Raw genomic sequence first — 21,082 nt, 5'->3', positions numbered from 1 at the left:
ATTCCTGTTGGAGCCACCGTACCAGAAATGCGCCGTGACCGGCGCAGGCGCCATGCGCGTGCTCGGGCCGCTTGCCCCTGTCTGCTACACTGGTTTGTTCATCAAATCCGCATCGTGCCCGATTGACCCAGATTCCCGCTCCCGCTGCTTTGCCTCCCGTGCTGGCTGGCCCTGTCCTGCGCCGTCTCGAGCCGGGCCGACTGGTGCTATGGCTGGTCGGCAGTGCGCCACTCCAGCTGAGCCTGGTGCTGGCGCCGGCATCCGGCCCGCCCCGGCGCCTGGTGCTGGATGCGCGCTCCTGCCGTGTGCTGCGGGTCGGTCGCCACGCCTGCGTGCACCTGATCGACGTCGCACTGCCTGAGCCGCTGCCGCAGGACACGCTCATCGAGTACGACCTGCTGGTCGAGCTCCCCGATGGCAGCGAGGCCGGCATCGCCCACTGGGCGCCGCACCTGCTCCACCGGGGCGAGTCGCGGCCGAACCTGGTGCTGCGCAGCCGCAGCGACAATATCCTGTTCGGTTCCTGCCGCAAGCCGCATCATCCCGCGCCCGACGGCCTGGCGCGCGCCGACGCCTTGCTGGCCGAGCACCTCGAACGGGCCGACGAACGGCCCGCCATGCTCATGCTGTGCGGCGACCAGGTGTATGCCGACGATGTGGCCGGCCCGATGCTCGCGGCGGTGCACGCGCTGATCCGGCGCCTCGGCCTGTATGGCGAATGCCTCGACGGCGCAGTGGTGACCGACAGCGACGCCCTGTACCGCCATCGGGCAAGCTATTACCGGCGCGAAGAGCTGCTGCCTGCGATCAGGTCCAACGACGCGCTGCGCGACCGTTTCTTCGGAGGCAGCGAAAAGCCGATCTTCACCACGGCGAATGCGCACAACCACCTGGTGACCCTGGCCGAGGTGCTGGCCATGTACCTGCTGGCCTGGTCGCCCGTGCCATGGCAGCTGGTGGCGGACGCGCCGGCGCCTCTACTCGAGCCCAGGTTTGCCGAACGCTGGCGCCGCGAGTCGGAGGCCCTGGCCGGCTTTCGCCGCGACCTGCCCGGCTGCGCGCGGCTGCTGGCGCACGTGCAGACCCTGATGATCTTCGACGACCACGACATCACCGACGACTGGAACCTGTCGGCCAAGTGGGAAACCACCGCCTACCAGCACCCCTTTTCGCGCCGCATCGTCGGCAATGCGCTGGTCGCCTACATGCTGTGCCAGGGATGGGGCAACCGCCCCGAGGTGTTCGCAGCCGCGCTGGACGAGTTGGCGGCGATGACTGCCACGGCCGATCTGGATGACCGGCTGGACGCGCCCGTGCAGGACGCCTTGATCACGCGCCTGCTGTCGTTCCGCCAATGGGATGTCGTGCTGCGGACGAAGCCCACGGTGATCGTGCTCGACACGCGCACCCGGCGCTGGCGCAACCGGCGCCGGCCCGGCCATCCATCGGGCCTGATGGACTGGGAATCGCTGACCGAGCTGCAGCACGAACTGCTGGACGAAACGGCGGCCGTCATCGTCTCGCCGACACCCATGTTCGGGGTCAAGCTGATCGAGGTGGTGCAGCGGGTCGCCACCTTCGCCGGCCTGGCCCTGACCGTCGACGCCGAGAACTGGATGGCGCATCGCGGCGCGGCCGGCAGCATGCTCAATATCTTCCGTCACTCGCGCACGCCGGGCAATTACGTGGTCCTGTCGGGCGACGTGCACTACTCGTTCGCCTACGACATACAACTGCGTGAGCTGCGCGAAGCACCCGACACGGATCGATCGCCCCATGTCTGGCAGATCACCAGCAGCGGCATCAAGAACGAGTTCCCGCCCCGCCTGCTCGAATGGCTCGATCGCCTCAACCGCTGGCTGTATTCGCCGCGCTCGCCGCTGAACTGGTTCACCCAGCGCCGCGATCTCGCCCTCACGCCCTACCTGCCCGACCGGCGCAAGCATGGCGAGCGCGTCTGGAACGGCGCCGGCATCGGCCAGGTGTGGCTCGACGCACAGGGGCGGCCGCTGCGCATCGTGCAGCATAACGCCGATGGCGGGTACTCGACCCGCTTCCTGGCGCCGGAGGAGGACGCTTCCCATGCAACCGCGTCAGGAAAGGCTTTCAGGGAGCACTGAGTCGTTCGTGGAGGCGCTCCAGGTCAACAATGCGCCGGTCCATTTCGTTCGTCGATATGATTTGGTCAACATCACCACGACGACGGACAACCCTATGCATGCTCCAGCCAGCGCTGGCCCGGTCCATGGAATCCGGCCAGGCCCATTTCACGCAATCCTCCTTGGCGGATCAGTGCCCCTGTTCCTGGGCGCACTGCTCAGCGATTACGCCTATTACCAGAGCCACCAGATTCAGTGGAGCAACTTCGCCTCATGGTTGCTCGCCGGCGCCGAACTCTTTAGCGGACTGGCCTTGCTGTTTGCGCTGATTAATTTGCTGCGCGCCCGCCACAAGTCGGGACCGCCCCTGACCTACTTCCTGCTGCTCCTGGTGACCTGGGTGCTTGGCCTGATCAATTCCTTCCAACATGCGAAGGATGCCTGGGCGGTCATGCCGGCCGGTCTGGTCATGTCCATCATCGTCACCGTGCTCATCATCATCACGGCCTGGATCGGTCTGAAACAGCGTTCGGGAGGCCCGCAATGAAGCGACTCGGCATATTGACACTGTTGAGCACGGCGCTGCTGGTATCCGCATGCTCCAACGAAGAAAACAGCGGCCAGGCGTTCGGGGCCGATCCGAAGCTGCCGGCCCCGGAGCGCGGCATGCTGCCCAGCATGAAGATTGCCGAACCCACGCCATGGGGCAATGCGGCGCCGACCGTGCCCAAGGGTTTCACGGTCACCGCGATCGCCACCGGCCTGGCCATCCCGCGCCAGACGCTGGTTCTGCCGAATGGCGACATCCTGGTCGCAGAGGGTCGTGGCGGCAAGGCGGCCAAGCTGAAGCCCAAGGATGTCATCGCCGGCTACATCAAGGCAAAGGGCAACACCAAGGTCAAGGGCGGCAACCGCCTCACCCTGCTGCGTGACGCGGACGGCGACGGCAAGTACGAGCTGAAGACCGTCTTCGCGGAGAACCTGGATGCGCCTTACGGCCTGGCCTTCGCCAACAACAAGCTTTACGTCGCCAATCAGGGCGAGCTGGTCAGTTTCGACTACCAGGAAGGCCAGACCAAGGCCAGCGGCGCGCCCACCTCGGTCGCCAAGCTGCCCTCCGAAATCAACCACCACTGGACCAAGGCGCTGACCGTCAGTCCGGATGGCCGCTTCCTGTACGTCGGTATCGGCTCGAACAGCAACATCACCGAGCGCGGCATGGAGGCCGAAGTCGACCGCGCCATGGTGTGGCAGATCGACGCGCAGACAGGCGCCCACAAGCCCTACGCGACCGGCCTGCGCAACCCGACGGCGCTGGCGATCCAGCCCGGCAGCGGCCAGTTGTGGGCCGTGGTCAATGAACGCGACGAGATCGGACCGGACCTGGTGCCGGACTACCTGACCTCGGTGCGCGAAGGCGCCTTCTACGGCTGGCCCTACAGCTACTGGGGACAGAACGTCGATACGCGGGTGCAGCCGCCGGATCCGAAGAAAGTCGCGTCCGCCGTCAAGCCGGATTACAGCCTGGGCTCGCACGTCGCCGCGCTGGGCCTGAGTTTCTCGATCCCGGCCATGGGCGACGCATATGCCGACGGGGTGTTCGTGGGCGAACACGGCAGCTGGAACCGCCAGAACCCGGTGGGCTACAAAGTGATCTTCGTGCCATTCAAAAATGGACGCCCGGCCGGACAGCCGATCGACTTCGTAACGGGCTTCCGCGATGGCGAAGGAAAAACCCGCGGGCGGCCGGTGGGCGTGACGGTCGATCCGCGCGGGGCGCTCATCGTCGCGGACGACCTGGCGAATACCGTGTGGCGGGTGGTGCGGCAGCCCTAGCAGTACGCAAATGGCTCGTTCGCCGCGCTAGTTGAACGGGATCAGTATCACGGACATGACACTGATCGCGGCGAACAAGGCCACTGCAAAGCGATTGTGTCTGGTGCTTTGTGCCGGTGGGTAGTAGCCGAAGGACAGGACGCGAAGCAAGGCCCAGCCTGGCCAATAAAACAGCTTTTCGATCGCCCTGGCCAGCAATTCAACCACCAGGACCCGGCAGATCCATCCGGCGACATCGATCATCAGCTCCAGCACGACATGCCTCGACCTGGGCTAGTACAAGGTGTCGCGCTGGCGCTGCGGCAAGGCCCTATCGTAGGCCTCGCCGTCGAAGCCGTCCTGCGTGAGCGCGGCCAGCATCGTTCCCGGCGTCGGCACACCTGAGCGCTCATGCTCCTCCGGATGCCACAGGCGTGAGCGCAGGATGGAACGGGCGCACTGGAAGAACACCTTCTCGACCGCGATGCGCAGCACGCACAGTGGCTGCTTGCCGTCCACGGCGAACGAAGCCAGCAAGCTTGGCTCGACGCTGATGTCGGCATGGCCACGCACCCGCAGGGTCTCGCCCACGCCCGGAATCATGAAGAGCAGGCCGACGCGCGGGTCGGCGATCAAGTTGCGCAGGCTGTCGATGCGGTTGTTGCCGCGCCGCTCGGGCAGCAGCAGGGTGTGCGCATCCAGGATGCGCACCAGCGGTCCGGCGTCGCCGCGCGGCGACACGTCCAGCCCACCCGCGCCGCTGGTCGCCAGCAGCGCGAAGCGCGACTGTTCGATCCAGCGCGCATAGACCGGATGCAGGCGGTCGGTTTCCTTGGCGATCGACGGCGGCGCGACGGGGCCGAACAGCGCCTCCAGCGCCGCGAGGTCGGTAATGCGATGTTCGGCCATCCCCCTACTCCCTATTTCTCGATCAGCACCGGCTCGTCGAAGCCCAGCTCCTTCATGCGCGGCAGTTGGGTCTTGGCGTCGCCCACCACCAGCCACACCATCTTCGACGGGTCGAGGTACTTGGTCGACAGGGCCTGGACCTGCGGCAGCGTCATGCCCTGCACGATGCGCTCGCGCTCCTTGATATAGTCGGCGCGCCAGCCGTACTTGCTGATGTTGTCGAGCATGGCCAGCTTGGCGCCAGCGGTTTCGAACGCACGGGCATTACTCTTGATCAGGAAGTTCTTGGTGGTCTCCAGGTCGGCTTCCGAATAGGTCTTCGGGTAGTCCTGCAGGATCTGCTTGACCAGCTGGGTCGATTCCAGGGTGACGTTGCTGCGTACGCCGCTGGCGATCACGAAGGGTCCCGCGCTCTTGCTGCCGCCGAAGCTCGAGTTGATGCCGTAGGTGTAGCCCTTGCCCTCGCGCAGCTGCTGGGTCAGGCGCGAGGCGAAGCCGCCGCCGCCCAGGATGTAGTTGGTGACGGTAGCCGGGTAGTAATCCGCATCGGTCACGGCCAGCGCGCGGTAGCCGACCTGCAGCACCGACTGCTTCGCGTCCGGCACGTCGACGAAATAGACTTTCGCCGGGACCGGCGCGCCTGCCGTGCTCGTTGCAGCCGGCAGCGCGACCGGCTTGGCCCGCCAGGAGCGGCCCAGGCCGGCCAGCGACGCGGACACGCCCGCCTTCGGCAGGGCGCCGACCACGTGCATGCGCGCGACCGAAGGCGACACATTGGCCGCGTAATAGGCCTTCAGGTCGTCCATGCTGATCGCATTGACGCTGTCGGCGGTGCCGAGGATGTTGCGCGAACGCGGGTCGTCCTTGCCGTAGACCAGTTTGGCGAAATGGCGGCTGGCGATGGCATTCGGTTCCGCGTCCTGCTGGCGGATCTGGCTCAGTACGCTTTGCTTGATGAGGGCGAACTCCTTCTCGTCCCAGCGCGGCTGCAGCAGCATTTCCTCGACCAGGTCGACGGTCGCCTGGAAATTGCGCGCCAGCGTGTTCACGCTGATGCGGATGTCTTCGCTCCGTGCCGACACATTGATCGAAGCGCCCAGCTGCTGGATCGCTTCTTCCAGTTCCTGCGGGGTCCTGGTCGCGGTTCCCTGCGTCATCATGCGCGCCAGCAGGTTGGCCACGCCCACCTTGTCGGCCTTGTCGAGCAGCAGGCCGCCATCGATCGCGATGTCGAACTGGACCAGCGGCACTTCCTTGTTCTCGATGCCGAGCACGCGCATGCCATTGGCCAGCGTGGTGTCCCACACCTGCGGCACCTTCACGGCCGGGGTCGGACCGTAGGGCGGTTCCTTGCTGCGGTCAAACCTGGACGGCGTCTTCGCGTATTGGGCATTCACGGTCGGATCAACCGCCGCTTCGGCGCCCTGCACCACCTTCTCTTCGACCACGTCGGCCTTGCTTGAACCGCTCAGGGCCAGGGCCAGCTTGCCCTTCGGGACGAAGCTGGTCGCGACATACGGCTTGCCCTTGATATAGGTGTCGTACACGCGGCGCACGTCGGCCGGCGTGACCGCCAGGGTTTTCTTGATGCTGTCCGAGATAGTGCCCGGGTTGCCGTTCAGGTAGTTGTATTCGGCCAGCAACGCCGACTTGCCCAGCACGCTCGACAGCGAGTTGTAGAAGCGCGTCTCCAGGCCCGCCTTGATGCGGTTCAGGTCGCGCTCCGAGATACCTTCCTTCTCGAATTTCGCGAACGCCTTGTCGACTTCGCCCGCGACTTCATCTAGAGGTTTGTTCTCGAAGGCGCGCACGCGCAGCATGAACTGGCCGGCGATCTCGGCGCTCTGGTTATAGATCTGGACGTTCGGCGCCACCTTGCTGTCTTCCACCAGCACCTTGTAGAAGGGTGCGCGCTTGGTCTGGGACAGGTATTCGGCCAGCACTTCGAGCGCATACGAATCCGGATGCAGGTCCTCGACGGTCGGCCAGGCCATGGTCAGCTCGGGCAGCTTGGCGAAGTTGTCTTCATGCGCCAGCTTGACGGTCTGCTTCACCACGCCCGGACGTTTGGCGATGGCCTTGACCGGCTCGCCGCGCTTGATCTCCGAAAAATACTTCTCGACCCACTTGCGCGCCTGCACCGGATCGAAGTCGCCCGCCAGCACCAGGGTCACGTTGTTCGGCACGTACCACAGGCGGAAGAATTCCTTGACGTCGTCCAGGGTCGCGTTCTGCAGGTCGTCCAGCGAGCCGATCACCTGCCAGTTGTAGGGATGGTCGTTCGGGTACAGCGCCTTGTTGATGACGTAGCGGGTGTGGCCGTAAGGTGCGTTGTCGACGCCCTGGCGCTTCTCGTTCTTGACGACCTGCTTTTCCTTGGCCAGTACCGGGTCGGTCACGGTATTGATGAACCAGCCAAGCTTGTCCGCTTCAGCCCAGATCATCTTTTCCAGCGCATCCTTCGGGACGGTCTGCAGGTAGTTGGTGCGGTCCGTCGAGGTCGAGCCGTTCGCGCCCGAGCCGCCGATGCGCGCCGTCATCTTGTCGAGGCCGCCCTTGCCCAGGTTTTCCGATTCCAGGAACAGCAGGTGTTCGAACAGGTGGGCAAAGCCGGTGCGGCCGGCCTTTTCGCGGGCCGAACCGACGTGCGCGGTCAGGTTCACGGCCACTACCGGATCGGAACGGTCGATGTGAAAGATCACCTCCAGGCCGTTGGGCAGCGTGAACTTCTGGTAGTCCACTTTCAGCTGCGCCTTCGGGGCGGCAGCTGCGGGCTTCACAGCGGCGTGGGCCGGGGTCAACGCGGTGGACGCAAAACACGCGGCCAGCAGGAGGGGCAAGGGAGACATCTTCATGCGTGGGTCCTTACAATCGATCGAAGGTCGGCGCGGCGCGCCGTAACGTTCTGGATGGTATTGCAATTCCCCAATTGCTACAACGAAAAAGCGTGCTCCCGGGACCCAGCTGACGATCATAGGGAATTGCCGAGAGAATGATCACTTGGGGAACGTGACCTTCCCAAAAATGAAGAAGAGGTTTCCTGTATTGCGCCTACCGGGCGCGAACGTTGTCATTAGCGATAAGCGGCCGACTTCAACGGACATCAATGGAAGCGCTCCGGGAATAGGTACGTAGCGTCCCACATCGTGGCGGGCCGTGATGAATGCAGTATAGCCAACACTGAATGATGCTTCTCCCACGCGGGCAAGCGAATAAAGCCGGCCATAGCCTACAACTGGCTCGACTTTGGAATACGAATCCCTGAAGGCCATCGCATAGAGTCCGTGCCACCCGCCTTGTGCATCCTTGAAGCTACGGCCATAGCCCAGGCCGAAGGTGGCCTCATTGAAGGACGCCAGCAATTGTGGGCTGTAAGCCCGCCGCAGGTGGTGCGTGTGCAGCGGCAGATAAAGATCGGTGTCGCCCTCATTCCAGATGCGTGCAAGTTCTGAAGCCGCAGCGCTTTTGAACGAAGAGTTCGCGTCCGATTCTGTCGCGAATACCTGCGCTGCGCTGCTCATGGCGAGCAGCACGGTAAGCAGAAGTCGTTTCACACAGATTGGCTCGATCAGTCCGGAATGACTGCCGTTACTTCGATCTCGACCCGTGCCCGGTCTTCCATCAGCGCCGCCACCTGCACCGCGCTCATGGCCGGGTAATGACGTCCGATGACGTCCCTGTAAGCGGCGCCCAGTTCGGCGCCGGCCTCAAGGTATTCACCGCGGTCGAGCACATACCAGGTCATGCGTACGATGTGCTCCGGCCCCGCTCCGGCTTCGCGCAGCACGGCCAGCGCGTTTTCCAGCGCCTGGCGGCACTGGCCGACGAAGTCGTCGGTGTGGAAGCGCCCTTCCGCATCCCAGCCGATCATGCCGCTCACATACACCTGGCGGCCGCGCGCGGCGACGCCGTTCGAATAGCCCTTCGGGCGCACCCAACCCGGCGGTTGCAGGATGTCCATCAGTGCCCTCCCGAGGCAAGCAGTTCGCGCGCGATGATGAGAAGCTGCACCTCGCTCGCGCCTTCATAGATGCGCAGCGCGCGGATTTCGCGGTACAGGGTCTCGACGGTCTCGCCGCTGACCACGCCCTGGCCGCCGAACAGCTGGACCGCCGCGTCGATGACCTGCTGGGCAGTCTCGGTTGCGGTCAGCTTGGCCATCGCGGCTTCCTTCGTCACCTTTTTCCCTTGATCGCGCATCCAGGCCGCGCGGTAAGTCAGCAGGGCCGCGGCGTCGATGCCGGTGGCCATCTGGGCCAGCTTCGCCTGGGTCAGCTGGAAGTCGGCCAGGATCTTGCCGAACATCGCGCGTTCACGCGCGCGCCCCAAGGCTTCGTCAAGCGCGCGGCGGGCGAAGCCCAGGCTGGCGGCCGCCACCGAAGTGCGAAACACATCGAGCGTGGCCATCGCCACCTTGAAGCCCTGCCCCTCTTCGCCGATGCGCTTCGATGCCGGCACCCGACAGTTTGAGAATCGCAGGCGCGCCAGCGGATGCGGCGCGATTACGTCGATGCGTTCGGCGATCTCGAAACCGGGCGTGCCGGCTTCGACGATGAAGGCGGAGATACCCTTCGAACCGCGTCCTCCCTCGCCACCGCCGTCGCCGGTGCGCGCGAAGACGACATAGAAATCGGCGATGCCGCCGTTCGAGATCCAGGTCTTTTCACCGTCCAGCACATACTCGTCGCCCTCGCGCCGGGCGGCGCACTGCATCGCGGCGACGTCGGAACCGGCCTGGGGCTCGGACAGCGCAAAGGCTGCAATGGCGTCACCGCTAGCTACGCGCGGGAGCCAGGCTTCCTGCTGCGCCGGGGAACCGAACAGCGAAATGGCGCCGCTGCCCAGGCCCTGCATCGCAAAAGCGAAATCCGCCAGGCCGGCGTGGCGCGCCAAGGTTTCGCGGATCAGGCAGATGGCCCGTGTGTCGATCGCCCGGCCAGCGCCGCCAACCGCGTGGCGCAGCCAGCCGCCGCCGCCCAGTTCTTTCACCAGGGCGCGGCAGGCGGCGTCCACGTCCTTGCCGTGTGCCGGGTTCAGATGGTCCGCCGCCCAGGCGTCCAGTTCCAGCGCCAGTGCCCGGTGGCGCGGCTCCAGGAAGGGCCAGTCGAGGTAATCGCGGTCGGCCATTGTCAGTCTCCCTCGAAGCGTGGCGTGTCCTTGGCCACGAAGGCGTGGTAGGCCCGGTGGAAGTCGTTGGTGGCCATGCAGATCGCCTGGGCCTGGGCTTCCGCCTCGATGGCTTCGTCCACGCCCATGTTCCATTCCTGCTGCAGCATCTTCTTGGTCATGCCATGGGCGAAGGTCGGACCGCCTGCCAGCGTGGCGGCAAAGGCCTGGGCTTCGGCCAGTACCGCACTTGGCTCGCACAGCCGGTTGAAGAAGCCCCAGCGCTCGGCTTCTTCGCCCTTCATGGCGCGGCCCGTATAGAGGAGTTCTGCCGCCCTGCCCTGGCCGATCACGCGCGGTAGCAGCGCGCAGGCGCCCATGTCGCAGCCGGCCAGGCCGACGCGCGTGAACAGAAACGCCGTCTTGCTGCGCGCGGTGCCGTAACGGATGTCCGACGCCAGCGCCAGGATCGCGCCGGCGCCCGCACACACGCCATCCACGGCGGCGACGATCGGCTGCGGACAGGCGCGCATGGCCTTGACCAGGTCCCCCGTCATGCGGGTAAAGGCCAGCAGGCCCGGCATGTCGAGTTTGGTGAGCGGCCCAATGATCTCGTGCACGTCACCGCCCGAGCAGAAGTTGTCGCCCGCCCCGGTGACGACGACCGCCTTGACGTCGTCGGCATACGCCAGCGCGCGAAACAGGTCGCGCAGCTCGGCATAGGATTCGAAGGTGAGCGGGTTCTTGCGCTCCGGCCGGTTGAGCGTAATCGTCGCGACCCGGTCCTGGACCGCGTACTGGAAGTGGGTGGCCTGGTAGGCGGCAAGGCTGGCGCGGCTGTCCGGCAGCCGGTGCGCTTCGCCCGGGAGGTAATGCATGGGTTGACTCCTGTCTGGTAGGTTCAGCCTTCAAGCAGGCGCGCCGCGATCTGCTGCGGCGTGAGGCCGCTGCCGGCCGCCTGCATCTGGCGTTCGCGTTCGAGATTGCGCTCGAGCTGCAGCTTGCCGGCGCGGTACTGGCGCGGCCAGCTTGCACCCGTGTAGCCGATGCGCGCCGCTTCCATCAAGGTCCAGGCCGGGTTGGCCAGGTGCGGCCTGGCGACAGCGCACAGGTCGGCGCGGCCGGCCGAGACGATGCCGTTGACGTGGTCAGCCTCATAGATCGAGCCGACCGCGATGGTCGGGATGCCCGCTTCGTTGCGGATGCGGTCGGCGAACGGGGTCTGGAACATGCGGCCGAAGACCGGCTTTTCTTCCTTGCTGACCTGGCCCGAGGAACAGTCGATCATGTCCGCGCCCGCTTCCTTGAACAGGCGCGCGATGGCGACCGCATCGTCGGGCGTGATGCCGCCCTCGACCCAGTCATGGGCCGACAGGCGCACGCTGATCGGCAGCGCCGAGGGCCACACGGCGCGGATCGCCGCGAACACCTCGAGCGGATAGCGGCAGCGGTTTTCCAGGCTGCCGCCGTAGGCGTCTTGCCTGCGGTTGGTGAGCGGTGAGATGAAGCTCGACAGCAGGTAGCCGTGGGCGCAGTGCAGTTCCAGCCAGTCGAAGCCGGCCTGCGCGGCGGCTTCGGTGGCACGCACGAAGTCCGCCTTGATGCGCTCCAGGTCGTCCGGGCTCGCCGCGCGCGCCAGCTGCGACACGCCTTGCAGGTACTGCTGTTCGGACGCGGACACCAGCGGCCAGTTGCCCTCGTCGAGCGGCTGGTCGATGCCGTCCCACATCGGCCGGGTCGAGCCCTTGGCGCCGGCGTGGCCGAGCTGCACGCCGATCTTCGCATCCGAGTTCGCGTGCACGAAGTCATTGATGCGGCGCCAGGCCGCCGTGTGTTTCGCCGTGTACAGGCCCGGGCAGCCGGGCGTGATGCGGGCGTCTGCGGACACGCAGGTCATCTCCGCCATCACCAGCGCGGCGCCGCCGAGCGCGCGGGCGCCCAGGTGGGTCAGGTGGAAGTCGCCGACCGTGCCGTCGACTGCCGAATACTGGGCCATGGGCGAGACGATCACGCGGTTCTTCAGCAGTACGCTGCGCACCTTGTAAGGGGTGAACATCGGCGGCGTGGGACTAGCAGGTGCCGGCACGCCCGCCTGCTGCGCGGCCCGCTCGGCGAACCAGCGCTCGAAGCCGGCCACATACTCCGGATCGCGCAGGCGCAGGTTCTCGTGCGACAGGCGCTGGCTGCGCGTCAGCAGCGAATAGGCGAACTGCTCGGCCTCCATCGCCGTGTAGCGCCTGACGTTCTCGAACCACTCCATCGAATTGCGCGCCGCGCTTTGCAGCTTGAGCACTTCGACCCTCCGCGCTTCCTCATACTTGCCGAGCGCCTCCTCCATGCTGACGGAGGGATCCTCGAGACAGCGCGCCAGCTCGATCGCATCTTCCAGCGCCAGCTTGGTGCCCGAGCCGATCGAGAAGTGGGCAGTGTGGGCGGCGTCGCCCATCAGCACCACCGGCACCCGGCGTCCATCGATGTCGTTCCAGTGGATCCACTGGCGGCAGGCGATGCGGGGAAAGCGGATCCACATGGCTGAACCACGCAGGTGGGCGGCATTCGCCATCAGCGGCTGGCCGTCGAGGTAGGGTGCGAACAGGCGCTCGCAGAAGGCCAGCGCCTGTTCCTGGCTCATGGCTTCCAGGCCGGCGGCCTGCCATGTGTCCTCGGGCGTCTCTACGATAAATGTCGAAGTATCGCCGTCATACTGGTAGGCGTGGGCCTGGAACCAGCCGTGCTCGGTCTCTTCGAAGGCAAAGGTGAAAGCGTCGAATTTCTTGCGCGTGCCGAGCCACACGAAGCGACAGTGGCGGCGCTCGACTTCAGGCTGGAACACGTCGGCATACCGGTGGCGCACCGCGCTGTTGACGCCGTCGCAGGCCACCACCAGGTCGGCGCCGAATGCGCGCGCCAGCTCGGCGTCGTCGCGCACCTCGTGCTCGAACACGTGCTCCACGCCGAGTAGCGCGCCGCGTTCCTGCAGGATGTTCAGCAGGCGCTTGCGGCCGATGCCGCAGAAACCGTGGCCGCTGGAGGTGATCGTGCGTCCCTTGAAGTGGACATCGATATCGTCCCAATGATTGAAGGACTGCAGGATGGCGCGCGCGCTCGCTTCGTCCGCCGCAGCCAGGTTGCCGAGGGTCTGGTCGGAAAACACCACGCCCCAGCCGAAGGTGTCGCTGGCCCGGTTGCGCTCGACCACGGTGACGGCGTAGTCCGGATGGCGCAGCTTCGTCAAGAGCCCGAAATACAGGCCTGCCGGGCCGCCGCCCACGCACACGATCTTCATTCAGGCTCCCATTCTGTGTTGCCGACATCTTACATGGACAGATACTTTAAGTGTCAACCAATCCCCCGCCTAAACCATGTTCGAGCAATGCCGCCTCTCCATTTAGTACAATACGGAAACGTTGCACCATATCGGTGCACGCCAACGCCGAGTTCACCGAGATGTTGAAGAATCCACTATTGCAGCGCCTGGGACTGAACAGCCTGCGCAGCCGCCTGATGCTGCTGGTTGCGCTGGCGATCACGCCGATCGCCATCATGACGGTATTGGGCGGCATCCGCGAGCGCGAAGCGGCCATCCGCGCGTCCGAGGAAAACCTGCAGCGCCTCACCGGCCTGGCCGCCGCCAACGAAGCGCAGTCGCTCGAGCGCGCGCGCCAGATCCTGGTCGACCTGGTCAGCGTCCCCGACCTGATGGGCCCGGCCGCGCGCTGCAATGCGCTGCTGGCCGACGTCCTCGACCGCAACGAGGGCTATGTCAACTTCGGCCTGATCCGCCTCGACGGCGAAGTCACCTGCAGCGCGGTGCCGATGCTGCACCCGGTGAACCTGGGCGACCGCCGCCACTTCCGGCGCGCCATCGCCGAGCGCCGCTTCATCGCCGGCGACTACGTGTTCGGACGCGTGATCCGCCGGCACACGATCAACCTCACCTACCCTGTGACCGACCGCGCCGGCCGCGTGGTGGCGGTGGTGTTCTCGGCCATGGACCTGGCCGGGCTCGACACTTTTGTGAACGACATCAACCTGCCGCCCGGTTCCATCCTCGAGACGGCCGACTCGGGCGGCCTGCTCATCTCGCGCCGGCCCGACCCGGAGCGCTGGTTCGGCAAGAAGATCGCGCCCGACCTGCTGGCCGCCATGCGCCATCCGGCGCAGCACCCGCTGGTGCTGCGCGGCGAGGACGGGGTCGAGCGCCTGCACGCCTTCGCCCGCGTGGGCGGCCCCTCGCTGTCGGAATACACGGTGACCATCGGGGTGCCGGTCGAGACCATCACCGCGGCGGCGCGCGACGCCCAGTTGATGTCGCTGCTGGGGCTGGGCCTGACCACCCTGCTGGCCCTGCTGGCGGCCTGGCTGGCGGGCGACATCCTGATCGTGCAGCGGGTGCGCAAGCTGATGGAGACGGCGCGCCGCATCGCCGCCGGCGAGCTGCAGGCCCGCTCCGGCATCAGCTACGGCAACGAGGAAATCGGACGCCTGGCCGCGGCCCTGGACGAGATGGCGGCCACGCTGCAGGCCAAGGAAGCGGCGCGCAGCCAGGCCGAGCGCGAGCTGCGCGCGGCCGACCAGCGCAAGGACGAGTTCCTGGCGATGCTGGCGCACGAGCTGCGCAACCCGCTGGCGCCGATCAGTACCGGCGCGCACCTGCTCAAGCTGCTCCACTCGGACAATGCCCAGATCACCCAGACCTGCGCCATCATCGCGCGCCAGGTCGAGCACATGACCAGCCTGGTCGACGACCTGCTCGACGTCTCGCGCGTCACGCGCGGCCTGGTCTCGCTCTCGACCGGGGTGCTGGACCTGCGCAAGGTGGTCGACGACGCGGCCGAGCAGGTCCGCCCCCTCTTCAACGCCCGCCGCCACAAGGTGGTGCTCGACCTGCCGCCCGCCCCGGCCCGGGTCAAGGGCGACCACAAGCGCCTGGTGCAGGTGGTGGCCAACCTGCTGGGCAACGCCACCAAGTACACCCCCGAGGGCGGCCACATCACGCTGCGCCTGCTGGAGGACGCCGATGGCGCGGGCTGGACGCTCGAAGTAGCGGACGACGGCATCGGCATGGAGCCCGCCCTGGTCGGCCGCGTGTTCGACCTGTTCACCCAGGCCGAGCGCACGCCCGACCGTTCCCAGGGCGGCCTGGGCCTGGGGCTGGCGCTGGTGCGCAGCCTGGTCGAACTGCACGGCGGCAGCGTCAGCGCCGCCAGCCCTGGCCTGGGCAAGGGCAGCAGCTTCAGCGTGCGCCTGCCGCGCTTCGAGCACGAAGCCGAGTCGCCGGTGGCCGAGGCGGTGCGCCACGCTGCCCAAGCCCAGGCGCCGCTGCGGGTGCTGGTGGTGGACGACAACCTGGACGCGGCCCATACCCTCAACCTGTTCCTGGCGGCGGGCGGGCATCGGGTGGAGATCGCCTACAACGCGCTCGACGCGATCGAGATGGCCAAGGTATTCGCGCCCCAGGTCTGCCTGCTCGACATCGGCCTGCCGGACCTCGACGGCACCGAGCTGGCACGCCGCCTGCGCCAGCTGCCGCAGACGCGCGACGCGACCCTGATCGCCGCCACCGGCTACGGCCGCCAGCAAGACCGCGACGCCGCGCGCGAAGCCGGCTTCGATCACTACATGGTCAAGCCCGTCAATACGGTGCAGCTGAGCGAGCTGCTGGCCGAAGCGGGCGCCGGCGCAGCGCGCTAGCCGACGCCGCCGCGCCAGCGCCTGGCATATCATCGGGCTTTCCAAAACCGGGGAGCACGCATGGGTGAAGTCGCGGTGGTACTGGCAATGCTGCTGGCGGTGGTGGCCAGCGGCTACGTGGTGCGGGTGCTGCCGGTTGCCCTGCCCTTGCCCCTGGTGCAGATCGGGCTCGGCGTGGCCATCGCCAGCCTCGGCTGGCATCCGGTACGGCTGGAGCCGCATACCTTCTTCATCCTGTTCCTGCCGCCCTTGCTGTTCCTGGACGGCTGGCGCATCCCCAAGGTCGGGCTGTTCCGCGACAAGGGCGTGATCCTGGAACTGGCGCTCGGCCTGGTGCTGTTCACGGTGGTGGGCGCGGGCTTTTTGATCCACTGGCTGATTCCCGAACTGCCACTGGCGGTCTCGTTTGCGCTGGCGGCGATCCTGGCCCCGACCGACCCGGTGGCGGTGGGCTCGATCGCGGCGCGCGTGCCGATCCCGCCTCGCCTGATGCACATCCTGGAAGGCGAATCCCTGCTCAACGACGCCAGCGGCCTGGTGTGCTTCCGCTTCGCGGTGGCGGCCGCCCTGACCGGCTCCTTCTCGCTGGGCAGCGCCGCCCTGACCTTCCTGTGGGTGGCGCTGGCGGGCATCGCGACCGGGGTCCTGCTCACGGTGGGCATGGCCAGCATCCAGCGCCTGCTGGCCAAGCGCTTCGGCGAGGAACCGGGCGCCTCGATCCTGCTCAACCTGCTGCTGCCCTTCGGCGCCTACATGGCGGCCGAGCGGCTGGAAGCTTCGGGCATCCTGGCCGCGGTCGCCGCCGGCATCACCATGAGCTACGTCGAACTGGGCGGGCGCGCGCTGGCCACTACGCGGGTGCGCCGCAACGTGGTGTGGGACACGGTGCAGTTCGCGCTCAACGGCGTGATGTTCGTGCTGCTGGGCGAGCAGCTGCCGGACATCGTGCGCGCCGCCCTGCAGGGCCCCGACCTGCCGGTGCCGCGCGATATCTGGTGGCTGGCCGGCAATGCGCTGGCGATCAGCCTCGGGCTGATCCTGTTGCGACTCAGCTGGGTCTGGATCTCGCTGCAACTGTCGCGCATGGCCGCGCGCCGCGCCGGCCGCGAAGGCATCATGCCGAGGAAGCGCCTGATCTTCGCCACCTCGCTGGCCGGGGTGCGCGGCGCCATCACCCTGGCCGGCATCCTGACCCTGCCGCTGGCGCTGCCGGGCGGCGCGCCCTTCCCCGGGCGCGACCTGGCCGTATTCCTGGCCAGCGCCGTGATCGTCGTGTCGCTGGTGGTGGCCAGCATCGGCCTCCCCGGCGTGCTGCGCGGGCTCGAGCTGCCGCCGGAGACCGCCGCCGAGATCGAGGAAGAGCGGGCGCGCCAGGCGGCCGCGCTGGCGGCGCTCGGCGCCATCGACACCGCCGGCCACCCCGACCCCTACGACGAAAAGGACGCCGACATCCACGCCAGCGCCGCCGAACAGGTGCGCGGGCTGTACCAGCACCGCCTGGGCGGTGGGGGCGACGGCACCCATCCGGCGCGGGTGCGGGCAGCCGAGGAAGCGGAACGCCACTACCGGCTGGCGGCGCTGGCGGCCGAGCGCAAGGTGCTGCAGCAGATGGCGCGCCATGGCCAGCTGTCCGACGAGACGGCGCGCCGGCTGGTGCAGGAGATCGACCTGGTCGAGGCGCGCTACCGTTCGGCCGACGCCCATTAGGCCTACTTGGGTTAAGTCCCGAACGGCGCCTGTGTGCGGTTCGGCGTAGGATCGGGCGAAGAGAATTCAGGGGACCGATATGCATAGCGAAGACCAGGCCAGCGCCGACAACCCGCTCAGCGACCCGCCAGCCGCCGCCAAGGCGGCCGGGCTGCGCTACGTCCACGACGACCGCCCCGGCATCCGGCGCGAGAAATTGGAAACTAAGCAGGGCGAGGGTTTCCGCTACCTCGACGCGGGCGGCGATCCGGTCACCGACGACGCCACCCTGGGGCGCATCAAGTCGCTGGTGATTCCGCCGGCCTGGACGGATGTCTGGATCTGCCCCCAGGCCAACGGCCACCTGCAGGCCACCGGGCGCGATGCGCGCGGCCGCAAGCAGTATCGTTACCACCCGAAGTGGCGCGCCGTGCGCGACGAGGTGAAGTACGAGCGCATGCTCAATTTCGGCCAGGCCCTGCCGCTCATCCGCAAGGAAGTCGACCGCGCCCTGTCCCTGCCCGGCATGCCGCGCGAAAAAATGCTGGCCACGATCGTCTACTTGCTGGAAGCGACCATGATGCGGGTCGGCAATGAAGAGTATGCGCGCACCAACAAGTCCTTCGGCCTGACCACCCTGCGCAACCGCCACGTCAAGGTGGACGGCAGCGACGTCGAGTTCCGCTTCCGCGGCAAGAGCGGGGTCTATCACAAGGTGCAGGTGCACGACCGCCGCGTGGCGCGCATCATTCGCCGCTCGCGCGAGCTGCCCGGCCAGGAACTGTTCCAGTACATCGACGAAGAAGGCCAGACCCACAGCATCGACTCGAGCGACGTCAACGACTACCTGCGCTCGATCACGGGCGAAGACTACACGGCCAAGGATTTCCGCACCTGGTCGGGCACGGTGCTGGCAGCGCTGGCCCTGCAGGAATTCGAGAAGTTCGATTCCGAAGCCCAGGCCAAGAAGAACATCGTGCGCGCGATCGAATCGGTCGCCGAAAAGCTCGGCAACACCCCCACGGTCTGCCGCAAGTGCTACGTGCACCCGGTGGTGCTCGACGCCTACCTGGACGGCGCCGTGCTGGAAACCCTGCGCGAGCGCACCGAGCAGGAGCTGACGGAAGACCTGCATGCGCTGCAGCCGGAAGAAGCCGCGGTGCTGGCCATGCTGCAGCAGCGCCTGCGCCACGAACAAGAGGCGGAACGCCAGCGCGAAGAAGAGCGCAAGCGCGCGCCCGCCGCGAAGTCCGCCAAAGTCACGAAAAAGGCCGCGCGCGCCCCGCGCCGCCAGGCCGCCAACCAGACAATGAGAGGAGCCGCATGAGCAAGGAACAGGCAACGCAGTGGAGCATCGAGCAGGTCGCCGCTTTCGAGCACCAGGTGACCGGCGTCTCGGTCTCGGAAGACAATCGCATCTTCGTCAACTTCCCGCGCTGGACCGAGGACACGGCGGTATCGGTGGCCGAACTGGGCAAGGATGGCAGCCTGCGCCCCTACCCCGACGCCACCTGGAACGCCTGGCGCAACGCGCGCAAGGATGAACTGGAGCCGGGCGAGCACTGGGTCTGCGTGCAAAGCATCGTGGCCGACGACCGCGGCTCCCTGTGGGTGCTGGACCCGGCGGCGCCGGCCCAGGCCCACCTGGTGTCCGGCGGCGCCAAGCTGGTGCAGATCGACCTGGCCGTCAATAAGGTGGTGCGCAGCATCGCCTTCGACGAAGAAGCCGCGCCGCAGGGCTCCTACCTGAACGACGTGCGCTTCTCGAACGATGGCAAGTACGCCTTCATCACCGATTCGGGCGTGGTCGGCGCCATCCTGGTGGTCGACCTGGCGGCCGGCAAGACCGTGCGCCTGCTCGACGGCCATCCGTCGACCCAGATGAAGAAGGGCCTGAACGTCAAGGCCGACGGCAAGGAGCTGCGCCGCCCGGACGGACGCGGCGTCGAGTTCTCGGCCGACGGCATCGCGCTGTCCGACGACGGGCGCTGGCTGTACTGGCAGGCGATCAAGGGCGACACCCTGTACCGGATCGAGACCGCAGTCCTGACCGGCAAGGGCATGCAAGGGGAAGACGTCGGCGGCCAGGTCGGGGAATTCGGCAGGAACGGCGTCTCGGACGGCCTCCTGATCCCGCGCGGCACCAATCAAATGCTGCTCAGCGCAGTCGAGGACAATGCGGTCAAAGTGCGCGACCTCGACGCCGGCCCGTCCGGACAGCCGGAAGTGCTGGTGCAGGACGAGCGCCTGCGCTGGCCCGACACCTTTACCCAGGGTCCGGACGGCACGGTCTACGTCACCACCTCGCACATCCAGGATTCGGCCTTCTTCAAGCCGGATGCGCCCCCAGCCTTGCCAACCCAGCTGTGGAAGCTGGCCGGCGGGAGCTTCTGAGGCTTACTGGACGACGTAGCCGGATACGCGCCAGCTGCCGTCGGCCTCGCGCATCGGGACCACGGTCTCGGTGGCGGAACGGCCGGCGAATTCGGTCTGGTACTGGATCACCACATACTCGCCTTCGGGAGCATTGGGCAGCGTGCGCGTGTACTGCGTGCGCGCCAGCGTGCGCGACTTGACGGCGCCGAGCGGGCCGCGCGCCGCCCGCAAGGCTTCGGCCCAGCGCTCCTGCGTCACGGCGCTGCGGAACAGGGCCGCGCCCTGCTTCCAGCTCTCCGCGTAATTGCCGGTGTCGGCCAGCGTCAGCCAGGTCTCCGCGACCTTGGTAGCCGCCTGCGTGGCGGCGGCAGTGTCCTGCGCGCGGGCAGGGTGGACCAGCACGGCGGTGGACAGCAGGATGGCGGCGGCAAATCGCATGGAAGCTCCCGGTAGTGAATGGACAATACTGTCCAGCATACCGGAAGCGGCCGGGAACTTTGTCGCGGATTGTTGCGTGAGCTTAGGCCGTCTTGGCCTGGAACTCGGACGAGGCGATATCGGCGAGGTCGCACAGCGCCTGCAGCTCGGCCGTGCGCAGGCGGCGCGGTTCGCGGTCGATCACGCAGAGCGTGCCCATCGGCATACCGGAGCGGTCGCGCAGCGGCACGCCCGCATAGAAGCGGATGTGCGGCTCGGCCAGCACCAATGGGTTTTCGCGGAAGCGTTCGTCGGTAGCCGCGTCTTCGACCATGAAGGGCGCGTCCTGCAGGATCGCGTGCGAACAGAAGGCCCACTCGCGCGGGGTTTCCTGCGGTCCCAGTCCGACACGCGCCTTGAACCACTGGCGGCGTGCGGTCAGGAGCGAGACCAGCGCGATCGGCGAACCGGTGACGGTCGCCGCCAGGCGCACGATGCGGTTGAAGCGTTCTTCCTGTGGACTGTCGACCAGGCCCGATGCAGCGAGCACGGCCAGGCGGCGGGCCTCGTCCGGGTGGGTCGGATAGGTCTCGCCGCCTTCCAGCAGGAATTCGGGATCGGTCGGCGCCTGCACCAGGGTCTCGCCGGACAGCGCGCCCGACAAGGGGCCCGCACGGTCCAGCATGGCCTGGATGGTGCTTTGCCGGGTGCGACGGTGGCCACCCGGAGTTTTCCACGAGGGGATGGCGCCGCTTTCCATCCACAGCTGAACAGTACTAGTCGCGACACCCAGCATTCTTGCCGCGGCACTGGTGGTGAGGATCGGATCCTCTTCGGTGAACTTGCTCTGCATTAGCGGTCCTATAGATTCCGAGAGTATAGCCGATTTGCCGAAATTTCTCATCCTCGGGCCTTGTGTCAAATCTTGGCTTCTGATATACACAAATCCGTCAAATAATATTGATAATAAGAAATTGAAC

17 protein-coding genes are annotated in these 21,082 nt (G+C 66.9%); 7 read left to right on the top strand and 10 right to left on the bottom strand.

Annotation, left to right across the window (positions count from 1 at the left end; all coding sequences use genetic code 11):
- Nucleotides 1-158: 158 nt before the first annotated feature.
- The 3 genes from LK539_RS17545 to LK539_RS17535 are packed head-to-tail and all read left to right on the top strand — an operon-like array spanning nt 159 to nt 3,935.
- Entirely contained in the window at nt 159-2,120 is a 1,962-nt protein-coding gene (locus tag LK539_RS17545; RefSeq protein ID WP_227802412.1) for an alkaline phosphatase family protein, read from the top strand.
- The gene (locus LK539_RS17540) at nt 2,083-2,646 is read left to right on the top strand and encodes a DUF2231 domain-containing protein (protein WP_227802340.1); all 564 of its coding nucleotides are present in this window, start codon (nt 2,083-2,085) and stop codon (nt 2,644-2,646) included. Before LK539_RS17545 ends, LK539_RS17540 begins: the two co-directional genes overlap by 38 nt.
- A complete protein-coding gene (locus LK539_RS17535) occupies nt 2,643-3,935 on the top strand; it encodes a sorbosone dehydrogenase family protein (protein ID WP_227802339.1) in 1,293 nt (430 codons plus the stop codon). The genes LK539_RS17540 and LK539_RS17535 overlap by 4 nt, the downstream gene beginning before the upstream one ends.
- A 27-nt stretch (nt 3,936-3,962) precedes the next feature.
- Here LK539_RS17535 and LK539_RS17530 read toward each other — a convergent pair whose 3' ends face one another.
- From LK539_RS17530 to LK539_RS17495, 8 genes are all read right to left on the bottom strand, one after another.
- Nucleotides 3,963-4,190: a hypothetical protein gene (locus tag LK539_RS17530; RefSeq protein ID WP_227802338.1), complete on the bottom strand. Its 228-nt coding sequence runs from the start codon at nt 4,188-4,190 to the stop codon at nt 3,963-3,965.
- Between the two features lie 18 nt (nt 4,191-4,208).
- Nucleotides 4,209-4,823 (bottom strand): pyridoxamine 5'-phosphate oxidase family protein, encoded by a 615-nt coding sequence (locus LK539_RS17525; RefSeq protein WP_227802337.1) that lies wholly within the window; start codon nt 4,821-4,823, stop codon nt 4,209-4,211.
- 11 nt (nt 4,824-4,834) lie between these two features.
- On the bottom strand, nt 4,835-7,678 hold the full coding sequence (locus LK539_RS17520) for a pitrilysin family protein (protein WP_227802336.1): 2,844 nt from the start codon (nt 7,676-7,678) through the stop codon (nt 4,835-4,837).
- A gap of 141 nt (nt 7,679-7,819) precedes the next feature.
- A complete protein-coding gene (gene pagP, locus LK539_RS17515; protein ID WP_227802335.1) occupies nt 7,820-8,377 on the bottom strand; it encodes a lipid IV(A) palmitoyltransferase PagP in 558 nt (185 codons plus the stop codon).
- 14 nt (nt 8,378-8,391) lie between these two features.
- Nucleotides 8,392-8,784, bottom strand: coding sequence for a RidA family protein (locus tag LK539_RS17510; RefSeq protein WP_227802334.1), 393 nt, complete (start codon nt 8,782-8,784; stop codon nt 8,392-8,394).
- The gene (locus LK539_RS17505) at nt 8,784-9,950 is read right to left on the bottom strand and encodes an acyl-CoA dehydrogenase family protein (protein ID WP_227802333.1); all 1,167 of its coding nucleotides are present in this window, start codon (nt 9,948-9,950) and stop codon (nt 8,784-8,786) included. Before LK539_RS17505 ends, LK539_RS17510 begins: the two co-directional genes overlap by 1 nt.
- A 2-nt stretch (nt 9,951-9,952) precedes the next feature.
- The gene (locus LK539_RS17500) at nt 9,953-10,807 is read right to left on the bottom strand and encodes an enoyl-CoA hydratase family protein (RefSeq protein WP_227802332.1); all 855 of its coding nucleotides are present in this window, start codon (nt 10,805-10,807) and stop codon (nt 9,953-9,955) included.
- A 23-nt stretch (nt 10,808-10,830) separates the two neighbouring features.
- Nucleotides 10,831-13,215 (bottom strand): bifunctional salicylyl-CoA 5-hydroxylase/oxidoreductase, encoded by a 2,385-nt coding sequence (locus LK539_RS17495; RefSeq protein WP_227802331.1) that lies wholly within the window; start codon nt 13,213-13,215, stop codon nt 10,831-10,833.
- Nucleotides 13,216-13,376: 161 nt separating this feature from the next.
- Between LK539_RS17495 and LK539_RS17490 the strand changes: the two genes are divergently transcribed.
- The 4 genes from LK539_RS17490 (at nt 13,377) to LK539_RS17475 (ending at nt 19,703) form a co-directional block, all read left to right on the top strand.
- Nucleotides 13,377-15,623, top strand: a complete 2,247-nt coding sequence (locus LK539_RS17490) for an ATP-binding protein (protein WP_227802411.1) — start codon at nt 13,377-13,379, stop codon at nt 15,621-15,623.
- Nucleotides 15,624-15,683: 60 nt separating this feature from the next.
- Complete coding sequence (locus LK539_RS17485) at nt 15,684-17,330, top strand: Na+/H+ antiporter (RefSeq protein WP_227802330.1); 1,647 nt, start codon at nt 15,684-15,686, stop codon at nt 17,328-17,330.
- A gap of 79 nt (nt 17,331-17,409) precedes the next feature.
- Nucleotides 17,410-18,636, top strand: a complete 1,227-nt coding sequence (locus tag LK539_RS17480) for a DNA topoisomerase IB (RefSeq protein WP_227802329.1) — start codon at nt 17,410-17,412, stop codon at nt 18,634-18,636.
- Nucleotides 18,633-19,703 carry a major royal jelly family protein gene (locus LK539_RS17475; protein WP_227802328.1) on the top strand — a complete coding sequence of 357 codons (1,071 nt, stop codon included), beginning with the start codon at nt 18,633-18,635 and terminating at the stop codon, nt 19,701-19,703. Before LK539_RS17480 ends, LK539_RS17475 begins: the two co-directional genes overlap by 4 nt.
- Nucleotides 19,704-19,706: 3 nt before the next feature.
- Here LK539_RS17475 and LK539_RS17470 read toward each other — a convergent pair whose 3' ends face one another.
- Both LK539_RS17470 and LK539_RS17465 read right to left on the bottom strand, forming a co-directional pair.
- Nucleotides 19,707-20,123, bottom strand: coding sequence for a DUF4019 domain-containing protein (locus tag LK539_RS17470; protein ID WP_227802327.1), 417 nt, complete (start codon nt 20,121-20,123; stop codon nt 19,707-19,709).
- Between the two features lie 82 nt (nt 20,124-20,205).
- Nucleotides 20,206-20,955: a GAF domain-containing protein gene (locus LK539_RS17465; protein ID WP_227802326.1), complete on the bottom strand. Its 750-nt coding sequence runs from the start codon at nt 20,953-20,955 to the stop codon at nt 20,206-20,208.
- Nucleotides 20,956-21,082: the final 127 nt, after the last annotated feature.

The organism is Massilia sp. IC2-476 (assembly GCF_020707295.1).
In the GTDB taxonomy this organism is placed as follows: Bacteria; Pseudomonadota; Gammaproteobacteria; order Burkholderiales; family Burkholderiaceae_D; genus Telluria.
Note: the sequence above shows the minus strand (reverse complement) of the source record. Positions and strands in the feature narration are given on the sequence as shown.